Genomic DNA, 22,625 nt, shown 5'->3' with positions numbered 1-22,625 from the left:
GGTCAGCGCGGCGCGCTGAGAAGTGCGGTCAGCTGGTGCGGACCAGGTACTGCCAGGCGCGGGCGAGCTGATCGGGTCCGTAGCAGCGGCCGCGTTTGGCCAAGGCCTCGGCTTCGTCGGACCAGGTGAAGCTGGTACCGAGGAGCCCGAGCTGCATGCGGCACGCCTTCTCCAGGAAGATCGCCGTCATGACGGCGGTGGGGACGTCGGGGCCGACGGCCACCAGCCCGTGCTGCCGCAGCAGCACGGCGTTGCGTTCACCGAGGGCGGCGGCGAGCGCGGCGCCGAGGCCGGCGTCGCGGATCAGGTCGCCGGTCTCGGTGAATACGGGCAGGTCGGGCGGCCAGAACAGGGTGCCCTCGTGGCCGATCGGCACGGGAGGCTGACCGGTGGCGGCGAGCGCGACCGCCGACTCGGCGTGGCTGTGCACGACGGCTCCGACGTCGGGCCGGGCCGCCATGACCTCGGTGTGGATGGGGTACTCGAGGTGGACTGGGCCGTCGCCCTCCAGCCGCCGCCCCGACCGGTCGATGCGGATGACGCGGTCGGGCGTGATCTCCTCCAGGCCGAAGCCCGCCGCCTTCAGCCACACCCCGCCGCCGTCGGGGTCACGCTGGGACAGGTGCCCCCAGATCATGTCGGCGTTGCCGTTCGCGGCCAGGATCCGGCAGCCCAGCGCGACCTGCTCGGCGGGGGTCATCGCGGCCGGTTCCCGGTGAGGAAGTCGCCGACGATGCGGTTGAACTGCTCGGGCTGCTCGTACATCGGCCAGTGCCCGGCGTCGGTGATCATGTCGAACCGCGCGTGGGGCATGATCTCGCTCGCCCGCCGGCCGACCTCGGGAGGCGTGGTCGGGTTGTGGTCGGTCCAGACGATGAGGGTCTCGTGCTCGATGCGGGCGAGGCCCGCTTCGTCGATCATGTGGGCCCGGTTGGCGGTGCCGGGCTGCTCGGCGACCAGCTTGGCCTGCGCCTTCTCGGTCCCGGGCAGGGTGTAGTACCGGTAGCGGCACTCGACGAGTTCGTCGGTGACCGCGGAGGGGTCGGCCATGAGCCACTCCAGGCGGGCGCGGACGCTCTCGCGGGTCGGGGCCGCGGCTGCCTTGGCGGTGACGGACTGGACTTGGGCGTGCACCTTCTCGCTCTCGGCCTTGCGGTCGTCGGAGGACAGCAGCAGGCCCGCGCCGGTGACCGAGACCAGCTTGGCGACGCGGTCGGGGTGGTGCAGGGCGGTGTGGAGGGCGATCCATCCGCCGAGGGACTGGCCGACCAGGTGAGCGCGTTCGGCTCCGATCGCGTCGAGGAAGCCGATCAGGTGCTTGGTGAAGATCGGCGCGTGGTAGGTGACGTCGGTGGGCCGGTCGGTGAGGCCGTGCCCGAGCACGTCGATGGCGTGGACGCGCAGGCCCCGGTCGGCGAGGGGGAGGAGGTTACGCAGGAACGCCTCGGCGTGCCCGGTGAGCCCGCCCATGAGGATCACCGGGTCTCCGTCGCCCGCCTCGATAGAGCGGGTGCGCCAGCCGGCGGCGTCGCGGAAGCGGATCTCGGCGCCCAGCGCGTCGGTCCAGAAGGTCATGGGTGTGCTCCAAGAAAGTCGGTGATGAGGGTGTTGGCGGTGCCGGGCTGCTCGTACTGCGGCCACTGCTTGGCGTGCGGCACGGTCCGCACCCGGGCGCCGGCCGCCTGTGCGGCGGCGTCCACGACCGCCGGTGGGGTGTGTCCGTGTTCGCCGCGGATGACCAGCGCGGGAACGGTGAGCGCGCTGAGACGTGCGGGAGTGAGCAGCCAAGGGGAGTGGTCCGCCGCACGGACGGCCCGGTGCACCTGGCGTGCCTCGTCCGGCGCGTACAGGCCGGCGCGGACCTGCACCAGTTCCGGGTCCACTCCGGCCGGGTCGGCCAGCAGGCCGCCGAGCCGGGCCGCGACGGTCTCGGGGGTGGGCCGGATGTAGGCCTGCCCGCCGGTCTGGTGGGCCGCGCGGACGCGGCTGTCGGCGAGCCGGTCCGCCTCGTCCTGGAGCCCGGCCGGTTCGATCAGCACGAGGCTCGCGACGCGGTCGGGCACGTCCAGTGCGAGCAGGGCCGCGCACCAGCCGCCGAGGGACTGGCCGACCAGGTGCGTGCGGTCGAGACCGAGCCGGCCGAGGACGGCCGCGGCGTGCGCGGTAATCCGGTCGACGGTGTAGCGGCCGTCGGCCGGCCGCCCGGTCAGCCCGTGGCCGAGCAGGTCGAAGGCGATCGCCCGGTATCCGGCCGCGGCGACGGCGGCCAGGTTCCGGGTGAAGGTCTCCAGATGCCCGCCGCGGCCGTGCAGGAACACCACGGGTGGCCCCTCGCCGACGAGCGCCACCCGGGTGGTGACACCGCCGGCCGCAAGCATCCGTACTTCGGCGCCCAGCAGGTCCGTCCAGACGGTCACAGCCGGGCCTCGAAGAATTCCAGGGAGCGCTGCCAGGTCAGGTCGGCCGCCTGGGGGTGGTGGTTGGGGTGGGTGTCGTCGTGGTAGGCGTGGCCGGCCCCCTCGTAGACGAAGACCTCGGTGTCCTGGCCGCTGCGCTCAAGCGCGCCGGTCAGCCGCTTCACCTGGTCGAGGGGGATCACCTCGTCGTCGCCGCCGAAGTGGGCCTGCACGGGGCAGCGGACGGTGTGGGCGGTTTCGATGCGGGACCGGGTGTGCCCGGTCGGGCTGTAGGACGGGGGGAGTTCGGGCAGGCCGTACAGCGCGACCGCGCCAGAAAGCCGGTCGGTGCGCGTCGCCCACGACAGCACCAGCCCGCCGCCGAGGCAGAAGCCGATCCCGACCGCCCGCGAGGCGTCGACGTCCCCGCGGCCGGCCAGGTAGTCCAGGCCCGCGTCCAGGTCGGGGACGGCCTGCTCGTCGGCCGCGGCCAGGAACGCCTTGGCGCGGCGCTCCTCGGGCGTGGTGTAGTCCTGCGGCGGGCGCCCGCCGATCCGGCTGTAGAGGTCGACGGTCAGGCAGGCGTATCCGGCCGCGGCGATCCGCTCGGTCACCTCCTGCCGGTGCGAGGTCACGCCGAGGTTCTCGTGCGCCATGATCACCACGGGGGGCGGGGTGCCGGTCGCGGACGGCAGGGCCAGGTAACCGCGGATCTCGTCGCCGCCGCTGGGGAAGGTCACCCACATGGTCGTCTCCTTGGGTGTCGGAAGGGAGTACATGGCGCTGTGCGGGACCCCGAGGCTGACCATGAGGTTGCGCAGCGCGACCGGGTTCATGCCGTTCGCCAGCAGCCAGGCCGAGTCCCGGTTCAGCACGGCCCGGCGCTCTACCGCTGTCAGGGGGTAGTGCTGGAGGGTCTCCGGCAGTTCGCCGGGGAGGTCGGGGCGGTGCTCCAGGTCCCAGGCGAGCCGGTTGAGGCCGACGATGCTCATGCGGCCACCTCGAAGGCGGCGATGCCGATGCCGACGGTCCAGGCGGGCATGGGCCGGTAGGCGTAGGTGCGTGCGGGACCGCCGCCCGCCGCGCCTGCGGCGATCAGCCAGGTCCGCAGTTCCAGCGCGCCGTTGCCGGCCTCCTGCTCTATGGAGGCGTCGCTCCATGCGAGCGCCTCTTCGGCCCTGCCTTGTTCGAGCAGGGACAGGAAGGCCCGGTCGAAGTCGGGGTTGATGTCGCCGAAGCGGGGGAGCCCGACCCAGTGCGACAGCCCGCCGGTCGCGATCACGCCGATGCGGGCGTCGCCCGGCGCCTGGCGCAGTGCCCTGCCGAGCTGCAGGCAGCGCCGCAGGGTCGGCAGCGGCGGGGTGTTGCAGTTGACGAACAGCGGCACGACCCCGGCGGCGACGGCGGACGGAAGTTTCGCGCACGGCACCGTGAAGCTGTGGTCCAGGCGCATGGTGTGCGACCGGGCCACCTCGAACCCGGCTCTCGTCAGCGCGCCCAGCAGTTCGCCGGCCAGCTCCGGGCGGCCGGGAACCCGGCCGCCGGGGTTGCCGAACTCGCCCCAGCCTTCGAAGGAGTCGGCGATGCCGAGGCAGAAAGCCGGGTAGTTGTCCAGCCCGAAGGTCTCGTAATGGTCGGTGGCGACCAGCACGACACCGTCCAGATCGGCGGCAGCGATGTCGGCGTCCAGCCGCCGCCACGCCTCGTGCAGGACGTCGGAGTCGGCGGGATCGGCGTGCGGGTCCTTGACGATGGCGCCCACGTGCGAGGTCGCCCCGGCGAGTACGACGCGGGCCATCACGCCTCCAGCAGGCGAAGGTCGTCGAGGTCGTCGGCGCCGCGGCGGACCACGTCGGTGGCGTGCAGCGTGCCGCAGGCCGGGCAGGCGTAGCGGCGCAGCTCCAGCTCCCCACTCAGCCGGGTCGCATGGCCTACCTCGTGCACGTCGTGGCCGACCTGCCGGGCCGCGTAACGGCGCCACGGTTGGTCCGCGGGTGCGAGGACCGCGCCGCAGGCGCAGCCGATCCAGCGGGCCTCGCCCGTGGACAGCACCGCGAGCCTGTCGCCGAGCGGATGAAGCCTTACCGCTCCCTCGGGCGCGGCGGGCAGCGGCTGCTCTGCGGGCCACGCCAGACGCTCGGCACGCAGTCCGGCTCGTCGCCGTTCGGTCTCCTCGACCGCCACGCGGCCCTCGGCCAGCACCGCCCCGTACAGCCGGACGGCCGCGTCCGGCGTGATCGCGCCGAGGTCCAGGTCCGCCTGGAGGTCGGCGGCGGGCCGGTCGAGGGGGTCGCCCCAGCCGCCGCCCGCCTGCGGGACGGTGGCCAGGACGTCGTGCTCGCCGAGCCCGTACTGGCCCTGCCTGCCGCGCATCACGGGCCGCTCGCCCGACAGCTCGTCCACGTTCGGGAGCTCGCCGGCGGCCAGCCGCGCCTTGACGTCGCTGCCGTGTACGACCGTGCGGGTGTTCTGCGCGCCGGGGTAGCCGCCGAAGATGCCGGTGGAGTTGGGCGCCTCCCAGCCGTGCGCGGAGTTGAGCGCCGTCACGTCGCGTCCCCGGTGGACGGCGTAGACCGCGCCCATGCTCATGCCGCCGCGGTGACGGCCCGCCCCGCCCGAGTCGGGCACCAGGCCGCGCCACAGGTACAGCAGCGGCGAGTCCATCTCGACGGCCTCGACGTTGGAGATCCGCTGCCGCTCGATGTTGTGCTGGCCCTGGGTCCAGGCACCGTCCCGGTGGCTGTAGGCGCCACCGCCGGTCGCCAGGCAGTCCATGATGACGTAGGTCTGCCGTTTGCCGTTCTCACCGGCTCCGGTGAGGACGAACTTGTCCGGGCCGCCCGCCGGGGCGGCCTGCGCTTCCGGCAGCAGTTCGTCGGAGCAGGCGGCGAGCTTGGACAGGCACTCCACGGCTGTCATCTCGACCATCCACCCGGCCTCCAGGGCGCCGCCGCTCACGGCCGCCGGGCGGGCGGCGTTGCAGATCAGGCCCTCGGGGCACTCGACCTCGACGGGTTGGAACAGTCCCTCGTTCCATGGGGCGTCGAAGGCCAGGGTCGGTAGCAGCGCCGCCGCGATGCCGGCCATCATTCCCGACCGTGCGCAGTTGATGTAGCCGTTGACCTGCGGCGATGAGCCCGAGTAGTCGAAGTGCAGGGTGTCGCCCCGCTTGGTGAGGACGAGGTCGACCTCGTACACCTCGCCGAGGCCGCCGTCGTTGTCGAGGAAGGCACGCGAGTGCAGGCGGGCGTCGGGCAACTTGGCCAGGCGGTTGCGCAGCCGCCGCTCCGACAGTTCGATCAGGTTCGCCATGACCGTCCGGACGGTCTGCGCGCCGTACTTCTCCGCCAGGGCCGTCATCGCCCTGATGGCGGTGTTGTTCGCGCCGACGAGCGCACGCAGGTCCAGGTTGACCGTCGCGGGCATCCGCGTGTGGGCCAGGACGACGTTCCACACGTCGCTGCGGACCGTTCCGTCCTCGACGAGCTTGACCGGCGGGAGCTGCAGGCCCTCCTGGTAGGAGTCGGTGGCGTCGATGCAGAAGCTGCCGGGCGTCATCCCGCCGACGTCGACCATGTGGCACATCGCGCCGGTCCAGGCGAGCAGCTCGCCCTCGAAGAAGATCGGTGCGACAAGGCCCACGTCCTGGGCGTGCACCGTGCCCTTCCACGGGTCGTTGACCAGGAACATGTCGCCCCGGCCGATGCCGGGGTCGTCGGTGCAGTCCGCGATGACCGAACGGGTGATCGCGGCCATCGAGGAGGCGTGCGACAGGATCGTGCGGCCCATCGCCGCGACCGAGCCGTCGGGCAGGTACAGCCCCACGTTGTAGTCGCTGGCCTCCACCACATGGGTCGAGCCGGAGATCGCCGCCAGGGTGGCGCCCTGCTCGTCGGTGATGGCCAGCAGCCGGTGGCGGATGACCTCGAAGGTCACCGGGTCGATGGTGGTCACGCGTTCCCCCTGCAGTTGATGACGAGGTTGTTGCCGGCGTCGACGGCCAGCGACTGGACTGGACCGAGGACGACGGTGGTGCCGGCGAACTCGAGGATCGCCGGGCCGTGCAGTTCGGCTCCGGGCCCCAGGTCCTCGCCCCGGAAGACCCCGGTGGCGACTCGACCGGTCTCGGGGAAGTGCACGAACCGCTCGCCGATGCGCGCCTGGTCCGGGTCGGTCGTCCCCGCCGCCGCGGCCTCAGAGATCTCGGTGACGCTGACCCGCCCCTCCACCCGAAGGGTGTGCAGTTCGATGCCCGCGCTCAGCAGTGCGGTACCCGCGCCGTAGATCCGCTCATAGGCCGCCTTGAACTCGGCGACGACCCCGCGGAGCACCTCGGTGCTGACCTCGCCGTCGGGCACGGTCACCGGCAACTCGTGCGACTGGCGACGGAACTTCAGGTACGCGATGCGCGTCAGCCTCGTCCGCGGGTCCCCGTCGAGGTCGGCCCGGCACTGGTCGGCGAGTTCGGTGAGCGCGGCGTCGATCGTCCGGGCGTTCAGGTGCGCGGCCGGGTCCGCCGCACCCGGCGGTGTGCGGTGGACGTCGGTGACCTGCACCGCGCGGTACCGGTCGGAGATGACCGTCCCGTAGGCGGAGTGGACGGTGGCGGTGGGTGGCACGACCAGCGTCTCGATCCCAGCCGCCTCGGTGTAGGCATAGGCGTGGGTGGGGCCCGCGCCGCCGTAGGCGTACACGACGAAATCGCGGGGGTCGTGGCCCTGCTCGACGGTGACCTTGCGGAGCAGGTCGGCCATCTGGTTGTCGGCGACCCGGCGGATCCCTGCTGCGGCCTCCTCTACCGACAAACCGAGCGGGCCGGCGACGTGCTCGCGGATGGCTTTCTCCGCCAACGGCAGGTCCAGCGGCATCTGGCCGCCGAGGAAGTATGTCGGGTCGATGATCCCCAGCACTACGTCCGCGTCGGTCACCGTCGGCCGGTCCCCTCCGCGGCCGTAGCAGGCCGGGCCAGGCACCGACCCGGCGCTCTCCGGGCCGACCACCAGCACGCCCGACTCGTCCACCGACGCGATCGACCCGCCGCCCGCGCCGATCGCGGTGACCTTGATGCGCGGCATCGCCAGGTGCAGGTCACCGACCTCGCTGACCCTTTCGACCAGCGGGGCGCCGTCGATGATCAGACCGACGTCGAAGCTCGTGCCGCCCATGTCGGAGGTGATGACGTTGCGGTGCCCGAGCCGTTCCGCCAGGGCCAGCGACGCCAGGACCCCGCCCGCCGGTCCGGAGGTGAGCATCGACGCCGACCGCCGCGCGGCGTCCCGGGCCCGCATGACGCCGCCGCCGGAGTCCATGATCGAGAACTCGCCCTCGAAGCCCGAGCCCCGCAGCCGGCTCTCCAGCCCCTCGACGTAGTCGCGGATGACGGGACCGAGGTAGCTGTTGACGACCGTGGTCGCGGTCCGCTCGTACTCGCCGATGACCGGCGCGATCTCGTGCGAGAGGGTCAGGTAGGCCTCCGGCCACTCCTCGGCGACGATCCGGGCGGCCTCGGTCTCATGCGCGCCGTTCACGAACGACCACAGGAACGACACCGCCAGCGCCCGGACCCCTTCAGCCCGCAGCCGCCGCAGCGCGCTGCGGATCTCGTCCTGGTTCAGGGCGACGATCTCGGTTCCCGCCGCGTCGGTCCGCTCGCTGATGCCCTCGATCCACTCGCGCGGAACGATCTGGTCGGGATTCCGCCGCCGGCTGTAGTGACCGGTGGCGGCGCCCATCCCGACCCACGACGTCATCGACCGCTGAATCGCCATCGTGTCGGTGAATCCGCGCGTCGTCAGCAATGCCGTGGGGGCGCCTTTACGCTCGATCAGAGCGTTCGTCGCAGCCGTCGTACCATGCGCGAAATAGCGCACCGACCCACAGAATTCAGCAAGATCCATCCGATACGATTCGGCGGCCAACCTCAGGGCGGAAACCACCCCCACCGCGCGGTCGTCCGGGGTCGTCGGCGACTTGAACAGGCGCGGCGGGCTCTCGTCCTCCAGCACCACCAGGTCGGTGAACGTGCCGCCCACGTCGGTGCCGACGAAGAACCGCCTTGTCATAAAAGCCCCCAATTCCGGATGGCCGTCCCGTTACGGCCGTGTTGCGTTCCTGGAACTGTGGGACAAGTCGCGGATTCTTCACAAGTGGGTGTTCCGTGCCGTGAAACCGGACGCCCTGACGGTTCTGCACGATGAAACGCGAACTTGCCCTTGGCGCTGACATCTGCTGGCGGCGGTAGCCCTGCGGCCGCTCGGACACCGAGACCCTGGTCGACCGGAGTCGCCTGGGACGGTCAAACCGGAAGCGTGACGGTAAGAACGGGACATCAATGGTGTCCGGCTCATTCCGTACCTGGGGTGCGTCGATTCTGTGGCGCGGGCTTCAGCCGGGTGGGGTTGCCCCCTATGTCACCGGCGGCCCTTTTCCTGTTCTGGTATAAATGGGCGTGCTGGCCACTTTGGGGGAGAGTGTCAATGACGGGCAGAGCCGTGGGTGACCCGCTGGGTGCTTATGGTCTCGGCTTCGGAATCGGCAGATCGGGTCGAGCAGCATCATGCGTTCGTCGACGCGGCGGCCAAAGCCGAGGTCGGGCATCTGGTGTACATCTCCTTCTTCGGGGCCGCGCCCGCCGCAACATTCACGCTGGCCCGAGACCACTGGGCCACCGAGGAGCGCATCCGTTCCAGTGGCCTGCCGTACACCTTTCTTCGCGACAACCTCTACGCCGACTTCATGCCGGCGTTGGTCGGCGATGACGGAGTGATCCGTGGGCCGGCCGGACAGGGGCGGGCCGCCGTCGTCGGCCAGGACGACATCGCTGACGCGGCCACCGCGGTGCTCCTAGAGGCCGAGGACCATCAGGGTGCCGTCTATGACCTCACAGGGCCCCAGTCCCTGGATCTGGAAGAGATCGCCGCCATCGTGGGCAAGGCGACCGGGCGCACGGTCACCTATCAGTCCGAGACGGTTGAGGAGGCCTACCAGTCCCGCGCACACTACGGTGCGCCCGACTGGCAAGTCGACGCCTGGGTCTCCACCTACACCGCCATCGCGAGCAGCGAGCTCGCCCAGGTCAGTGACGCCGTACCCACCTTGACCGGACATCCTGCCACCGCGCTCGCCGATGTTCTTTCCAGAGGACGATGACGGCGATCGCGACTGTGACTCCGGTAATTCCCTCTGACGTCGGGCCGTATGCGCCCGAGGTCAGAACGAGAACGGGCGAGGGGAGTCGCGCAGAGTGGCCCACTGAAGCTCTGTGAAATCCTCGGCGGCGAAGCCAAGGCCGAACCGGCCCCATCCCGAGTCCTTGAGGCCGCCGAAAGGCATGTGGGGTTCGTCGTTGACGGGCTGGTCGTTGATGTGGACGATGCCGACCTGCAGCCGCCGGGCCAGATCGAGGCCGGCGTAGGTGTCACCGGTCAGGATGGCGCCGGTCAGGCCGTACCGGGAGGCGTTGGCGCGCTCGACCGCATGGTCGCGGTCCTCGACGGTCTCCAGCAGGGCGATAGGGCCGAACGTCTCCTCGAAGGCGAGTTCGGCCTCTTCCGGGACGTCGGTGAGGACGGTGGCGGGGAAGCAGGGAGGCTGGGCGGTGCCGCCGGCCAGGACCCGGGCGCCCAGCGCAACGGCCTCCTCGATGCGGCGGGCCATCAGCGCGACGGCCCATCGGTTGATCAGCGGGCCCAGCACGGTGGCGGGATCGCGCGGGTCCCCCATGGGGAGTTTGGCGACCTTGGCGACGAACCGCTCGGTGAACTGCTCGGCGATGGGACGTTCCACCAGGATGCGGCGAGCGCACATGCATACTTCGCCCTGGTGCACGAATGCGCCATAGGCGGCGGCGTCGACGGCGTAATCCAGATCGGCGTCGGCCAGGACTATGAGGGAATTGTGCCCGCTGAGTTGGAGAACGGGACGCTTGAGATATCGGGCGGCCGACTCCGCCAGCCGCCGTCCGGTCACGGTGGAGCCGGTGAAGTTGATCCGCCGCACGTCAGGGTGGGTGACGAACTCGTCCGCGATCTGCCCGGCGTCGCCTGGGGCGTGCAGGACGACGTTCAGGACGCCCGGCGGCAGCCCGGCCTCGGCGAAGATCTCCGCCCACAGGGCGCCTCCGACGAGGGGGGCCTCTTCCGACGGCTTGAGGACCACGGTGTTGCCGAGCGCCATCGGGCCGACGATGGCGCGGCCGGTCAGGGTGAGGGCGGCGTTCCACGCGGAGATCGCGCCGACGACACCGACCGGGCGGCGTAGCGCCAAAGCTCGGGTGCCCGGCACATCGGATGGCAGTACCTGCCCGGTCGGCGCGAACGCCAGGGCGCCGGCTTGGCGTAGTAGGGACAGGCAGAAGGTGATCTGGTTACGCGCGAAGTCGGCGCCCGTGCCGGTCTCGGCGGCGAGCAGGCCGATGACCTCGTCCTCGCGGCGTTCCAGGACCGTGGCGGCGTTCAGGAAGATGATCTGCCGGTCGGTGGGCGACAGGCCGGCCCAGGTGGGGAACGCGGCGTGGGCGGCCTCGATCGCGACGCGGGCGTCCTCGGCCTCGCCTGAGGCGACCTCTGCCAGCACCTCGCCGGTCCAGGGGTCATGGTCGGGATGGGTGCGGCCGTTGACCGCGTCGCACCATTGGCCGCCGATGAAGTGCCTGATCCGGTGCCCGTCCGCGCCGCCTTCGGCGATGCCGCTCACGTGAGGTCGTCCCTCGTACCGCGGGGCGAGACGGGCAGCTCCGCAGCCAGGCCGAAGCTTACGATGTGCTTTCCCCTCGAGAACTGGTCCCGCCATCGGGCGCTTGGGCGGACGACCCTGCCGATCGTCCGGTGCGGTGAAGCAGATTGTAGCCAACTGGCAGAAGGCGGAGATTGAGCCGGTCCGAGGCCAGGCTCCAGAGCCCGCGCGGCAGGAACAGAGCGAAGGCGACCGCGATGGCGCCGAGCCCGATCAGGTACCAGGCGCCCTGTTCGGCGAACTGGTTCTGGAGGGCGAAGTAGAGGACGGCGCCGATGACGGGCCCTTCGAAGGTGCCCAACCCGCCGACCAGGACCATGAAGAGCATGTACGCGGTCCACTGCACCCCGAAGATCGACTGAGGCTGGATGAAGAGGCTGTTGGCCAGGGTCAAGGCCCCGGCGGCGCCGCACCCGATACCGGCCAGCACATAGAGGCCGAATTTCAGCGGCGCGGTGCGGACGCCGAGGGAGGCGGCGGCGTCCTCGTCGTCCCGGATGGCCTGCAGGGCGATGCCCGTGCGATGGCGCAGCAGGACGACCACCGCGACCAGCAGCGACAGCATGAACGCCAGGGTGAGCCAGTAGGTGAAGGCGCGGCGCAGATCGGGCTCGATGCCGCTCAGGCCCCGCAGCGAGGCGCCGGTGCCGCCGCCCAGTCCTTTGTCCAGGGCGACCAGCAGCGCGAGTGCTTCGGCGACGACCCAGGTCCCGACGGCGAACTGGCCGCCTCGCAATCGGAGCACGAGCGGCGCCAGCGCCACGGCCAGCACACCGCTGGCGACGGGGGCCAGGGCCACGGCGAGATAGGTGGTGACGCCGTGCTGGGTCAAGAAGATGGTGGTGTAGGCGCCGAATCCGATGAACGCCTGCTGTCCGACCGAGACCATGCCGCCGTAACCCGCGAGGGCGTTCCACATGACGGCGAGGATCAGCAGGATGAACAGGCTGGTGAGCTGCTGGACGACATTGGTCCTGAAGCCGAAGGGGACCGCGAACAGCAGGAGTCCCAGGACGACAAGGCCCGCGGACGCCGCGCGGGTGGTGCGGTCGGAGCGGCTGATCGTCCACGCGTGCCCGGCCGCGGGCGGAGTCGGTGCGGTAATGCTCATGCAGGGGCGCTCCGGGTGATGAGGGACCTGCCGCGGGGGCCGGCGAGGACGATGAGGAAGACCAGGTGGCCGGCCAAGATGGAGTACTGGGGGTCGATGGCCGCGCCGACGGTCTGCGCGACGCCGAGGACGACCCCGCCGGCCAGCGTGCCCCACAGCGACCCGATCCCGCCGATGATCACGGCTTCGAAGGCGAAGATCAGTTGAGTGGGCCCGCTGGAGGCGTCGAAGGTGGAATGGACGGCCAGGAAGGCTCCGGCCAGCGTCGCGGTTCCGACGGCGATGGCGGTGGCGCGGGCGTAGATCGACGCCGCGGGGATGCCGACCAGTGCGGCGGTGTCGGCGTCCTGGGCGGTGGCGCGCATCTCGCGGCCGAACGCCGTACGGCGCAGCAGCAGCTGGAGCCCGCCGAGCACGAGGCAGGCGACCGCCAGCGTGCACACGCCGATGTAGGGAACCGACAGCTGGTCGGTGAGCCGCCAGCTGCCGGTGGTCCAATCGCCTGCGGCGGCGCCCAGGGAACGGACGTCGGGGGAGTACCCCTGCAGCAGCGCGTTCTGGATGACGATGGACAGTCCGAAGGTGGTGAGCAGGGGGATCAGCGCACCACCGCGCAGGCTGCGGGCCAGCACGGTCCGGTGCAGCACGTAACCGACGACCAGCATGATCGGCAACGCCGGCAGCAGGGCGACGAACGGGTTCAGGCCGAACTGGGAGTTGATGGTCCAGATCAGGAAGGCTCCGGCGACGGCCAGGTCGCCGTGGGCCAGATTGATGATGCGCATGACGCCGAAGATGAGGGACAGGCCGCACGCGAAGAGCGCGTACAGACCTCCCAGGAACAGTCCTTGAACGACGGCGTTTATCCAGGTCATGTCTGCTCCGGGACAGAGGGGCGGTCCAGGCCGAAGTACGCGGCGGTGACCTGCTCGCGGGTGACTTCGCCCGTGGGCGCGCTGAGGGCGATACGGCCCTCCAGGAAGCACAGCACCCGATCGGCCACGGACAGGGCGCGGCCGAGGTCCTGTTCGACGATCAGGAGCGTCGCACCGGCGTCCTTGAGGGTCCGGACCGATTCGTAGACGGCGTCGACGGCGACCGGTGCCAGGCCGAGGGAGACCTCGTCGATGAGGAGCAGGCGCGGATTGGTCATGAGCGCGCGAGCGATGGAGGTGGCCTGCTGCTGGCCGCCCGACAGGCTGGAGGCACGGTGGCCGCGCAGCGGTTCCAGCATCGGAAACGCGTCGAGGACGGCCTTCAGGTCCCAGGGGCCCGGCCGGGAACGGCGCCCGGCGACGGCGAGGTTCTCCTCGACGGTGAGTTCACCGAAGAGCTTGCGGCCTTCGGGGACCAGCGCGATGCCCAGGCCGACGCGTTTGTGGGCGGGAACGCCGGCCAGGTCGGTGCCGTCGAATCGGACGCCACCCTGCGCGGCCGGATGGGCGCCGGCGATCGTGCGCAGGAGGGTGGACTTGCCGGCTCCGTTGGCGCCCACGATCGCCAGGATCTCGCCCTGGTCGACGGTGAACGACACACCGCGGACGGCCTGCAGCAGTCCGTGCCGGGCGGCGAGGTTCTCCACCTCCAGCAGCGTCATGACCCGGCCCTTCCCAGGTAGGCGTCGACCACGACGGCGTCGCTCAGGACCGTTCCCGGCGGGCCGTCGGCGATGACGCGTCCGGCGTCCATGCACACCAGGCGGTCGACGACCTGGATCAGGACGTGCACGATGTGCTCGATCCACACGATGCTGGTGCCCTGCTCGGATACCAGCTTGATCGTGGCGACCAGTTCGTCGGCCTCGGCGTCGGTGAGCCCTCCGCCGATCTCGTCCAGCAGCAGCACCTGCGGGGCGGTGGCCAGCGAGCGGGCCAGTTCCAGCCGTTTGCGGTGCAGGAGGCCCAGGCTGTCGGCGCGCCGATTGGCCAACCCGGCCAGCCCGCATGTCTCCAGTACCTCGACGCATCGCCGGTAGGCGGCCTGGCGTCCGAGCCCGGCCCCGTAAGAGGCACCGACCAGGACGTTCTCCAGCACCGTCATGCCGGTGAACGGCTTGGGCACCTGGAACGCGCGCCCGATTCCACGGCGGCAGCGCAGCTCCGGCCGCAGGCCCGTGATGTCCTGGTCGTTGAACTCGATCCGGCCGGCGGAGGGACGCTGCGACCCGGACAGGACGTTGAGCAGCGTGGTCTTGCCGGCGCCGTTCGGCCCGACGATGCCGACGGCCTCGCCCGCACCGACGCTGAAGTCCACCTCCGTCAGGACCTGCAGGTCGCCGAACCGCTTGGACAGGCCGCGGCCGGCCAGGACGGTGGGGGCCCGCACCGTTCCGGCGGCCGTCCCGGTGGGGACCGTGCTCATGCTCCGTAGGCCTTGAGCTTGGCCGCGACCGGGACGTTGGTGTCGCAGGAGTTCTCGCACACGACGAAGTCCAGCTTGTACTTGCTCCCGGCCGCGGCGGGCACCCACTGGCCGCCCAGGATGGGAGTGACGACGACGTTGCCGTTCGGGCCCTTGCCCCACTCCAGGCGGCCGACGGGCGTGTCGACCGTCAGCCCGCCGATCGCATTGGCGACCGCCTTCTTGTCCTTGGGATCGGAGACCGCCTTGAACACCGCCGCCGCCACGTCGAACAGGGCCAGGCTGGGCCCCAGTTGCTGGGTCCACTGCTTGCCAACCTCGTTCTGGTACCCCGCTGCCAGGTCCTTGGAGGAGATCCGGGTCAGCGACGAGGAGTAGGGGAAGGTCGGAGTCCAGTACGCCGCGCCCGCGAGCCCCACGCCGATCGATCCCAGCGCCTCGACCTGGGAAGGGAACAGACCGGTCTTGGCCACCTGCACGATCTTGGGCCGGTAGCCCTGCTGGGTGGCCTGGCGCCAGAACGTCGCGAAGTCGGGCGGAAGCGGGAAGGTGTTGAAGATCTCGCACTTCTGGCTCTTGAACTTCGCGATCTGCGCGGAGTAGTCGTTGGTCCCGTCGGTGTAGGCGCCGGGGTCGACGATGTTGTAGCCCTCCTTGGTCAGCAGGGGGCCGAGCGCGGAGCGGATGGCGTTGCCGTCGGAGTCGTTCGGCCACATGACCCCGACCTTCTTGTTGGTCGACACCTGGGGCCACAGGTGGGCGTAGGCCTTGTGGAACTCCTCCACGCCGAAGCAGAAGTGGTAGACGTAGCGGAACGCCTTCTTGTCGGTGGGCTTGGCGTTGCGCCCCATGTACCACGACTCCCACGGCTCCACGGTCGACACGCATGGGACGCCCGCGGCCTCGCAGGCGTCGGAGACCGGGTTGACCGTTTCGGGGGTGGAGGTGGTCAGCATCAGATCGATGCCTTCGCCGTTGATCAGGTCGTTGGCGACCTGGGCGGCGCGCTGGGGGTTGGACTGGCCGTCGCGGTCCAGGATCTCCACCTGGTACTTCTTGCCGCCGATGGTCAGGCCCGCGGCGAACGCCTTGCGGGCGAGCTTGAGGACATATGCGTCCGGCTCGCCGAAGCCCGCCGCCGCTCCGGTGCGGGGACTGACGAAGCCGATCTTCAGCGTCTTGCCGCCGCTGCCCCCGCCGCTGCCCAGTCCGCCGCATGCGGCCAGCAGTGGGCTGAGCGCCAGCCCGGAGACTCCAACGGCGGTGCCGCGCAGTAGATCGCGCCTGCTGAGCGGGGCCGATGAGGTGGTCGAAGACGGCGGAACACTCATGAAGCTTCCTCCGGGCTGTGATGGGGTGCGAGGAACGTAAAGAGCATCTGTCCCGTACGTCAATCACCTGTTCCGATAGTTAGAACGCAAGTGGTAAGGATGAGCCATGAGCGCTTCACGGAAACCCTCCGCCGCGGGTCGCCGAGCCCCCGCGTCCGTTCCCGACCGGGCCGGATCCGTCGAGCCGGAGGACGAACACGGCGAGTCCACCGAGGCGGAGGCCGGATCCACCGGCGGGTCGTCGGGCACGGACGGCACGAGTGCGGCGGGCTTCTCCCAGTCACTGGAGCGAGGCTTGGCGATCCTGTCCGCCTTCGCCGAGAGCGGCGCGGTCCTCGGGATCGCCGACCTCGCCCGCGCGGTCGGGCTCAGCCGCAGCAGCGCTCACCGCTACGTCTCCACGCTGGCCAAGCTCGGGTACGTGCAGCAGGACCCCGACACCCGCAAGTACTCCCTCGGGCCGCGCGTGATCGATCTGGGATTCGCGGCGCTGAGCTCGATGGAGATGACCCGCGTCGCCGCCCGTCACCTGCAGTCCCTGTCGGACGAGACCGGCTTCGCCGCGAGCATGGCGGTGCTGGACGGGCCCGACATCGTCTACGTCGACAGACGCCGCAGCCGTCGGCCGAACGGCCTAGTGGTCGACCTGAACCTGCACGTCGGTTCCCGCCTGCCCGCGTACTGCACATCGATGGGCAAGGTCCTGCTGGCCCATCGCGAACCCGCCGCGCTGAGGGTGCTTCTGGACCGTACGAACCTCGCTCGTCGCGGACCCAACACCATCACCGCGCGCGAGCAGTTGATGAGCGTGCTGGCCAAGGTCCGCCGCAGCGGGATCGCGGTCAACGACGAGGAACTGGCGCCCGGCCTTCGATCGGTCGCGGCCCCGGTACGGGACAGGTCGGGTGCCGTCGTCGCGGCCATCAACGTCGCGGTCCACCTCACCACCTGGTCGGCCTCGGTCGATTCGCTGACCGGCCGCATCGAGGAACCCCTGCGCCGCACCGCCGCCGAGATCTCCACGCGTCTCGGCTACCGTCCGCAGGCCCCGACGACGTGAGCTCTGACCGGCCGCGCCACTGCGGCCCGTGATCCGTTGATCCAAAAAGTGTTCGCCTAGTCGGAACAGCGTGTTGATTAGCGTGAAGGGCCCTTCTACATTCGGCGCACTCGACCGATCAGGAAGGGCTCCGGGGTGTTCCTCGACGCGAAGCAGTGGCAGGGCAAGGTCTTCATCGGCGGGGCGTGGGAGGCGGGATCCGGCGGCGTCGCCGAGGTGATCGAGCCGGCCACCGGCGCTTCGCTCGGCCAGGTCGGCATCGCCGACGCGGCCGATCTGGCACGGGCCGCCGAAAGCGCCGCGGCCGCCCAGCGTGAGTGGGCGGCCACCCCGCATCCGCAGCGGGCGGCGGTGCTGCGGCGTGCGGCCGCGCTGTGGGCGGAGCACGCCGAGGACGTGGCGTGGTGGAACATCCGTGAGGTCGGCGCCGTCCCCGGGATGGCCGGGTTCGCGGTGCACGTGGCCGAGCAGGAATGCCATGAGGCGGCGGCGCTGCCCTCCCGCCCCTACGGGGAGCTGCTGCCCAGTGAAGAGCCGCGGCTGTCGATGGCCACCCGGGGACCGGCCGGAGTGGTCGGTGTGATCGCCCCGTTCAATGTGCCGATCATCCTGGGGATCCGGTCGGTCGCCCCCGCCCTGGCGCTCGGCAACGCCGTCATCCTCAAGCCCGACCCGCGCACCGCGGTTACCGGCGGAGTCACCATCGCCCGGATCTTCGAGGAGGCCGGGCTGCCAGCCGGCGTGCTGCAGATGCTGCCAGGCGGCGCCGATGTCGGCCAGGCGATGGTGACCCACCCGCTGGTGCGGGTCATCTCCTTCACCGGCTCCACCGAGGCCGGCCGTAAGGTCGGCGAGCTCGCGGGCCGGCACCTCAAACGCGCCCACCTCGAACTCGGCGGCAATTCCGCGTTGATCGTCCTGGACGACGCCGACGTGGACGCGGCAGTCAACCTGTCCGCCTGGGGGAGCTTCTTCCACCAGGGGCAGATCTGCATGACCACCGGGCGTCATCTTGTCCACGAGCGGCTGTACGACGACTTCGTCGAACGACTGGCCGCCCAGGCCAGCAAGATGACAGTCGGTAATCCGGCAACGGACCAGGTCATGCTCGGCCCGGTGATCGACGAGGGGCAGCGCGACAAGATTCACGACATCGTCACCGGCAGCGTCCGCCACGGCGCCGGGCTGCTGGCGGGCGGCGAGTTCGACGAACTGTTCTATTCGCCGACCGTGCTGGCCGGAGTCGGCGCCGACACTCCGGCGTTCGCCCAGGAGATCTTCGGCCCGGTCGCACCGGTGGCCCGCTTCTCCACCGCCGAACAGGCCGTCCGGCTGGCGACCACGAGCGAGTACGGGCTGTCGCTGGGGATCGTCACCCGCGACGCCATGAAGGGCCTGGCGCTGGCTCAGCAGATCCCCACAGGGATCGTCCATATCAACGACCAGACCGTCAACGACGAGGCGAATTCGCCTTTCGGCGGGGTCGGCGCCTCCGGAACCGGATCCCGCTTCGGCGGTGCGGCCGCCAACATCGAGGCCTTCACCGAGACCCGCTGGATCACCATGCGCGGCCAGACGCCCGCCTACCCATTCTGACCAGGACGCGAAGGAGCCCCTGTGCAGATCACCGCTGCGCTCGTCGAGGACCTGGACGCCCCGTTCACCCTGACGCAGCTCGAACTGGACGCCCCCGGACCCGGCGAAGTGCTGGTCGAACTGGTCGCCACCGGCATCTGCCACACCGACGGCCTGGCCCGTCACGGCGACCTGCCCTTCCCGCTGCCCGGCGTGCTCGGTCACGAAGGCGCCGGAACCGTCGCGGAGGTCGGCCCCGGCGTCACCGAGTATCAGGTCGGCGACCCTGTCGTCATCGGCTGGCCATCATGCGGAGTGTGTCGGCACTGCCGTGCCGGAGAGCCGCGCTACTGCCAGCGCCTCGGAGTCGCGCTGTGCGGTGGCGGCCGCATCGGCGGCGGAACGGCCCTGCACCGGTTGGACGGCGACGCCGTTTCGAGCCACTTCTTCGGTCAATCCTCATTCGCGAGCCATTCGCTGACCACCGCGGCGGCACTGGTGCCCGTGCCCGAGGACATGCCGCTGGAGCTGATGGGACCGCTGGCGTGCGGTGTGTCCACGGGCGCAGGCACGATCTTCAACACCGTGCAGCCCCGGGCGGGGGCCCAGCTGGCGGTCTTCGGCGTCGGGACCGTCGGGTTGTCCGCGATCATGGCCGCCCGCAACTCGCCCGCCACCCGCATCATCGCCGTCGACCGGCATGAGACGCGTCTGGAGTTGGCGCGTCAACTCGGTGCCACCGACGTCGTCGACGCCACGAAGGACGACGCCGTCGAGGCGATCCACGAGCTGTGCGGCGGGCCGGCCGACTACGCCCTGGAATGCACCGGCGTGATCAGCGTCGTCCGCCAGGCCGCGGACTCGGTCGGAATGCTCGGCACCTGCGTCCTCATCGGCGGCGCGCCGGCCGGCGCGGAGTTCACCCTGGACCACCTGTCCACGTTGTGGGGCAAGCGGATCATCGGCGTGCTGGGCGGAGGTGGCCGCAGCTACGAGCTGGTCACCAGCATCATGCAGCTGTACGCCCAGGGGCGCTTCCCCTTTGACCGGTTGGTGGAGTACTTCGACTTCGCCGACATCCAGAAGGCCCTGGACCGCTCGTACGCGGGGGAGGTGATCAAGCCGATCCTGCGCATGCCCTGATCCGAGGGCTGCGATCCGTTCGGGATGATGATCTCCGGAGATCACGATGCGCGTACGTTCGATGGCGGCCATCGCCGAGCAAGCTCGTCCTGTGGCACGGTGGGCGGATCGGGCGATCAGCCCGTACGGCACCCTGGCCTATCGCCACGCGCTCACGGAGCGAATGGGCGGCCAGGCCGCCACGGAGCGGTTCGCGCGGCTGCTCGTGCTGCCGGGGGTCAACCACTGCGGCGGTGGCCAGGCACCCGACACGATCGACGCGCTGACGTCGATTGTCGACTGGGTCGAACGCGGCACCACCCCGGACCGCCTGGTCGCGATGAAGACGGAGAGCGGCAAGACCGTCCGGAGCCGGCCGGTCTTCCGTACCCGCTGGTCGCTCGGTACGACGGCTCGGGCAGCACCGACGACGCCGCCAACTTCATTCCGGCGAACCCGCTAACAGGCCACAACGACGCCATTCGCTGGCTCGGTTCGTTCCGCTCCGGTTACGAGCGGACCTGCCGCTGGAAGAACGGCCGCTGGGTCTGCTCCGGCAGCTAGCCCGCCGACGAGTCGCCCCACCGCTCTACCCCCACCCCCACCCCCAAGGAGCACGATGCGATCCCTCCGCGCTTCCCAACCCCCACCCTCGAAAGGTGGGCGCCGCCGGATGCCCTGGCGCCTCCCGACCGCGGTCATGGCCACCCTGCTGCTCGGCACCTCTATGGCGCCGCCGGTTTCGGCGCAACCACCGTCCGGCGAGTCCTGGCGGAAGACCTGGCTCTCGCCGGACAACCGAGCCGCGGCGCTGGTGGCAGTAATGACGCTAGACGAGAAGATCCAGCTCGTGCACGGTGTGGCCGTGTGCGCCATTCAACTCAAGCCGACCGCAGCCGGGACGCTCAAGGGCGCCGGCTTCATCCCCGGCATCCCGCGACTCGGCGTGCCTGACATTAACTACACCGACGGTCCCGCCGGAGTGACCAACTGCGGTGGCCGAGCCAACGGCCAGTCGACCATGCTGCCCGCCCCGATCGAGCGAGCGTCGACCTGGAACCCGGAACTGGAGGCCCAGACCGGCCGGCTGATGGGCACCGAGGCTCGCGTGCAGGGCTTCACCGGGATCCTCGGCGGTGTCTCGGACCTCATTCGCGAACCGCGGTGGGGCCGCTCGTTCGAGGCCTACAGTGAGGACCCGATCCTCAACGCCGAACTCGTCACCAGCAACGTCAAGGCGATCCAGGACCAGAAGGTCGTGGCCACCCTCAAACACTTCGCGCTCAACAACCAGGAGACCAACCGGTCCACATACAGCGTTCAGGTGGACGAGCGTTCTCTGCGGGAGCTTCACCTGCTGCCGTACGAACTGGCCGTCCCCGCCTCCGGCGCACAGAACGTCATGTGCTCCTACAACAAGGTCAACGGCGTGTACGCCTGCGAGAACGACTACCTGATCAACCAGTTCCTGAAGAAGGAACTGGGATACACCGGCCAAGTCCAGTCCGACTGGGGAGCCACCCACAGCACGGTCGGCTCCGCACTGGCCGGCCTGGACGAGGAGGAGTTCACCAGCACCTACTTCGACCAGTCTCTCAAGACCGCCGTGACGAACGGCCAGGTCCCCCTGTCCCGCCTGAACGACATGGTCAAACGCAAGCTGCGCGGTCTCATCGCCGTCGGTGTGCTGGACGACCCGCCCGGGCGGCCGGGATCCATCGACGTGGCGCGCGGCCAGGCGGTCGCCAAGGAGGTCGCCGACCAAGGCCTGGTCCTGTTGAAGAACAACGCCAGGACCCTGCCGCTCAAGACCTCCATCGGATCGGTCGCCGTCATCGGCTCGCACGCCGACGCCGCCGTCCTGTCGGGCGGCGGCTCCTCGCAGGTCAGCCCGACCGGCGGTCCGGCCGTTCCGCCGACCTGCAACCCCGAGGGCCCCGGGGGCAGTTCCTGCCCCATCTGGGCGCCGTCCTCACCGCTCAACGCGATCAAGAAGCTGGCGCCCCGGGCCTCCGTCCGGTTCGCCGATGGCACCGACACGGCGGCCGCGACCAGGCTGGCCGCCGCCAGCGACGTGGCGATCGTGTTCGCCAACGAATGGCGGGCCGAGGGCCGAGACCGTGACACCCTCGCCCTCCCGACCCTCGGCGCTCCCGAGTGGCCCACCACGATCGATCAGGAAGCGCTCATCAGCGCGGTCGGCAAGGCCAACAAGCGCACCATCGTCGTGCTCGAGAACGGCGGCCCGGTCACCATGCCGTGGCTGGGCGACGTGTCCGGTGTCATTGAGGCCTGGTATCCCGGCATCCAGGGCGGCCAGGCCATCGCCGACGTGCTGTTCGGCCGGACCAATCCGTCCGGCAAACTCCCCGTGACCTTCCCGCGGAGCCTCGCCGACACCCCCATGGGTGCCGGGCCCGTCGACCCGAACCCCACCATCCCCTACAGCGAAGGCCTGGACGTCGGCTACCGGTGGTACGACGCCAAGAACATCACGCCCCTGTTCCCCTTCGGATACGGGCTCTCCTTCACCGACTACCGCTACTCGCACCTCAGAGCCCAGCCACAGGGGCGTGATCTGCGCGTCACCGCGACCATCACCAACACCGGCCACGCCGCCGGGGCGGAAACAGCTCAGATCTACCTCACCCTGCCGGCGTCCGCAGGCGAGCCCCCGAAACGCCTTATCGGCTTCCAGAAGGTGAGCCTCGAGCCGGGGCGGAGCAAGAAGATCAGCGTGACCGTCCCCCGGCAGCGTCTGGCCATCTGGGACACCACCGCCCACAGATGGAAGGTCCCTTCCGGCCGCTACACCGTCTCCATCGCGGCGTCTTCCCGCGACATCCGCGGCACCGACGCCTTCACAATCCGATAACGGCACCCAGCGATGTCCAGGCGGACGCGTACGTCACGCGTCCGCCTGGATCGTTCAAGGC

19 protein-coding genes are annotated in these 22,625 nt (G+C 70.4%); 6 read left to right on the top strand and 13 right to left on the bottom strand.

What is annotated here, in order from left to right:
* Window positions 1-28 precede the first annotated feature (28 nt).
* From F8568_RS34515 to F8568_RS34485, 7 genes are read right to left on the bottom strand one after another with little or no spacing between them, the layout of a single operon-like run.
* Window positions 29-700, bottom strand: coding sequence for a class II aldolase/adducin family protein (locus F8568_RS34515; RefSeq protein WP_151597861.1), 672 nt, complete (start codon window positions 698-700; stop codon window positions 29-31).
* Window positions 697-1,575 carry an alpha/beta fold hydrolase gene (locus F8568_RS34510; RefSeq protein ID WP_151597860.1) on the bottom strand — a complete coding sequence of 293 codons (879 nt, stop codon included), beginning with the start codon at window positions 1,573-1,575 and terminating at the stop codon, window positions 697-699. The genes F8568_RS34515 and F8568_RS34510 overlap by 4 nt, the downstream gene beginning before the upstream one ends.
* Entirely contained in the window at window positions 1,572-2,417 is an 846-nt protein-coding gene (locus F8568_RS34505) for an alpha/beta fold hydrolase (protein WP_151597859.1), read from the bottom strand. The genes F8568_RS34510 and F8568_RS34505 overlap by 4 nt, the downstream gene beginning before the upstream one ends.
* Window positions 2,414-3,388, bottom strand: a complete 975-nt coding sequence (locus F8568_RS34500; RefSeq protein WP_151597858.1) for a dienelactone hydrolase family protein — start codon at window positions 3,386-3,388, stop codon at window positions 2,414-2,416. The genes F8568_RS34505 and F8568_RS34500 overlap by 4 nt, the downstream gene beginning before the upstream one ends.
* Window positions 3,385-4,194, bottom strand: coding sequence for a DODA-type extradiol aromatic ring-opening family dioxygenase (locus tag F8568_RS34495; RefSeq protein WP_151597857.1), 810 nt, complete (start codon window positions 4,192-4,194; stop codon window positions 3,385-3,387). Before F8568_RS34495 ends, F8568_RS34500 begins: the two co-directional genes overlap by 4 nt.
* On the bottom strand, window positions 4,194-6,350 hold the full coding sequence (locus tag F8568_RS34490) for a hydantoinase B/oxoprolinase family protein (protein WP_160573870.1): 2,157 nt from the start codon (window positions 6,348-6,350) through the stop codon (window positions 4,194-4,196). Before F8568_RS34490 ends, F8568_RS34495 begins: the two co-directional genes overlap by 1 nt.
* Window positions 6,347-8,458 carry a hydantoinase/oxoprolinase family protein gene (locus F8568_RS34485; protein ID WP_151597855.1) on the bottom strand — a complete coding sequence of 704 codons (2,112 nt, stop codon included), beginning with the start codon at window positions 8,456-8,458 and terminating at the stop codon, window positions 6,347-6,349. The genes F8568_RS34490 and F8568_RS34485 overlap by 4 nt, the downstream gene beginning before the upstream one ends.
* 433 nt (window positions 8,459-8,891) lie before the next feature.
* Here F8568_RS34485 and F8568_RS34480 point away from each other — a divergent pair, with 433 nt between their 5' ends.
* Window positions 8,892-9,545 carry an NmrA family NAD(P)-binding protein gene (locus F8568_RS34480; RefSeq protein WP_328601155.1) on the top strand — a complete coding sequence of 218 codons (654 nt, stop codon included), beginning with the start codon at window positions 8,892-8,894 and terminating at the stop codon, window positions 9,543-9,545.
* Window positions 9,546-9,605: 60 nt separating this feature from the next.
* Here the strand turns inward: F8568_RS34480 and F8568_RS34475 are convergent, their stop codons facing one another.
* Genes F8568_RS34475 through F8568_RS34450 form a run of 6 tightly spaced genes read right to left on the bottom strand, consistent with a single transcriptional unit; the run spans window position 9,606 to window position 15,932 of the window.
* Window positions 9,606-11,090 carry an aldehyde dehydrogenase family protein gene (locus F8568_RS34475; protein ID WP_328601154.1) on the bottom strand — a complete coding sequence of 495 codons (1,485 nt, stop codon included), beginning with the start codon at window positions 11,088-11,090 and terminating at the stop codon, window positions 9,606-9,608.
* A 58-nt stretch (window positions 11,091-11,148) separates the two neighbouring features.
* Entirely contained in the window at window positions 11,149-12,240 is a 1,092-nt protein-coding gene (locus tag F8568_RS34470; protein WP_151597853.1) for a branched-chain amino acid ABC transporter permease, read from the bottom strand.
* Window positions 12,237-13,115, bottom strand: a complete 879-nt coding sequence (locus F8568_RS34465; protein WP_151597852.1) for a branched-chain amino acid ABC transporter permease — start codon at window positions 13,113-13,115, stop codon at window positions 12,237-12,239. Before F8568_RS34465 ends, F8568_RS34470 begins: the two co-directional genes overlap by 4 nt.
* Window positions 13,112-13,837, bottom strand: coding sequence for an ABC transporter ATP-binding protein (locus F8568_RS34460; RefSeq protein WP_151597851.1), 726 nt, complete (start codon window positions 13,835-13,837; stop codon window positions 13,112-13,114). The genes F8568_RS34465 and F8568_RS34460 overlap by 4 nt, the downstream gene beginning before the upstream one ends.
* Window positions 13,834-14,601 carry an ABC transporter ATP-binding protein gene (locus F8568_RS34455; RefSeq protein ID WP_151597850.1) on the bottom strand — a complete coding sequence of 256 codons (768 nt, stop codon included), beginning with the start codon at window positions 14,599-14,601 and terminating at the stop codon, window positions 13,834-13,836. Before F8568_RS34455 ends, F8568_RS34460 begins: the two co-directional genes overlap by 4 nt.
* The gene (locus tag F8568_RS34450; protein ID WP_151597849.1) at window positions 14,598-15,932 is read right to left on the bottom strand and encodes an ABC transporter substrate-binding protein; all 1,335 of its coding nucleotides are present in this window, start codon (window positions 15,930-15,932) and stop codon (window positions 14,598-14,600) included. The genes F8568_RS34455 and F8568_RS34450 overlap by 4 nt, the downstream gene beginning before the upstream one ends.
* Before the next feature lie 106 nt (window positions 15,933-16,038).
* Between F8568_RS34450 and F8568_RS34445 the strand changes: the two genes are divergently transcribed.
* The 5 genes from F8568_RS34445 (at window position 16,039) to F8568_RS34425 (ending at window position 22,564) form a co-directional block, all read left to right on the top strand.
* Window positions 16,039-16,992 (top strand): IclR family transcriptional regulator, encoded by a 954-nt coding sequence (locus F8568_RS34445; RefSeq protein WP_151597848.1) that lies wholly within the window; start codon window positions 16,039-16,041, stop codon window positions 16,990-16,992.
* Between the two features lie 135 nt (window positions 16,993-17,127).
* Entirely contained in the window at window positions 17,128-18,588 is a 1,461-nt protein-coding gene (locus F8568_RS34440; protein WP_151597847.1) for an aldehyde dehydrogenase family protein, read from the top strand.
* A 21-nt stretch (window positions 18,589-18,609) separates the two neighbouring features.
* Complete coding sequence (locus F8568_RS34435; protein WP_151597846.1) at window positions 18,610-19,710, top strand: NAD(P)-dependent alcohol dehydrogenase; 1,101 nt, start codon at window positions 18,610-18,612, stop codon at window positions 19,708-19,710.
* A gap of 61 nt (window positions 19,711-19,771) precedes the next feature.
* Complete coding sequence (locus tag F8568_RS34430) at window positions 19,772-20,152, top strand: tannase/feruloyl esterase family alpha/beta hydrolase (protein ID WP_160573869.1); 381 nt, start codon at window positions 19,772-19,774, stop codon at window positions 20,150-20,152.
* A 210-nt stretch (window positions 20,153-20,362) separates the two neighbouring features.
* Complete coding sequence (locus tag F8568_RS34425; RefSeq protein WP_160573868.1) at window positions 20,363-22,564, top strand: beta-glucosidase; 2,202 nt, start codon at window positions 20,363-20,365, stop codon at window positions 22,562-22,564.
* Window positions 22,565-22,625: the final 61 nt, after the last annotated feature.

The sequence above is a fragment of the Actinomadura physcomitrii genome (assembly GCF_008923205.2).
Taxonomy (GTDB): Bacteria; Actinomycetota; Actinomycetes; order Streptosporangiales; family Streptosporangiaceae; genus Spirillospora; species Spirillospora physcomitrii.
Note: the sequence above shows the minus strand (reverse complement) of the source record. Positions and strands in the feature narration are given on the sequence as shown.

Bases quoted from the DNA above. Each gene is read 5' to 3' on its own strand.
- F8568_RS34515 (WP_151597861.1), bottom strand. From the start codon at position 700: ATGACCCCCGCCGAGCAGGTCGCGCTGGGCTGCCGGATCCTGGCCGCG.
- F8568_RS34510 (WP_151597860.1), bottom strand. From the start codon at position 1,575: ATGACCTTCTGGACCGACGCGCTGGGCGCCGAGATCCGCTTCCGCGAC.
- F8568_RS34500 (WP_151597858.1), bottom strand. From the start codon at position 3,388: ATGAGCATCGTCGGCCTCAACCGGCTCGCCTGGGACCTGGAGCACCGC.
- F8568_RS34495 (WP_151597857.1), bottom strand. From the start codon at position 4,194: ATGGCCCGCGTCGTACTCGCCGGGGCGACCTCGCACGTGGGCGCCATC.
- F8568_RS34485 (WP_151597855.1), bottom strand. From the start codon at position 8,458: ATGACAAGGCGGTTCTTCGTCGGCACCGACGTGGGCGGCACGTTCACC.
- F8568_RS34470 (WP_151597853.1), bottom strand. From the start codon at position 12,240: ATGAGCATTACCGCACCGACTCCGCCCGCGGCCGGGCACGCGTGGACG.
- F8568_RS34465 (WP_151597852.1), bottom strand. From the start codon at position 13,115: ATGACCTGGATAAACGCCGTCGTTCAAGGACTGTTCCTGGGAGGTCTG.
- F8568_RS34460 (WP_151597851.1), bottom strand. From the start codon at position 13,837: ATGACGCTGCTGGAGGTGGAGAACCTCGCCGCCCGGCACGGACTGCTG.
- F8568_RS34455 (WP_151597850.1), bottom strand. From the start codon at position 14,601: ATGAGCACGGTCCCCACCGGGACGGCCGCCGGAACGGTGCGGGCCCCC.
- F8568_RS34450 (WP_151597849.1), bottom strand. From the start codon at position 15,932: ATGAGTGTTCCGCCGTCTTCGACCACCTCATCGGCCCCGCTCAGCAGG.
- F8568_RS34445 (WP_151597848.1), top strand. From the start codon at position 16,039: ATGAGCGCTTCACGGAAACCCTCCGCCGCGGGTCGCCGAGCCCCCGCG.
- F8568_RS34430 (WP_160573869.1), top strand. From the start codon at position 19,772: ATGGCGGCCATCGCCGAGCAAGCTCGTCCTGTGGCACGGTGGGCGGAT.
- F8568_RS34425 (WP_160573868.1), top strand. From the start codon at position 20,363: ATGCCCTGGCGCCTCCCGACCGCGGTCATGGCCACCCTGCTGCTCGGC.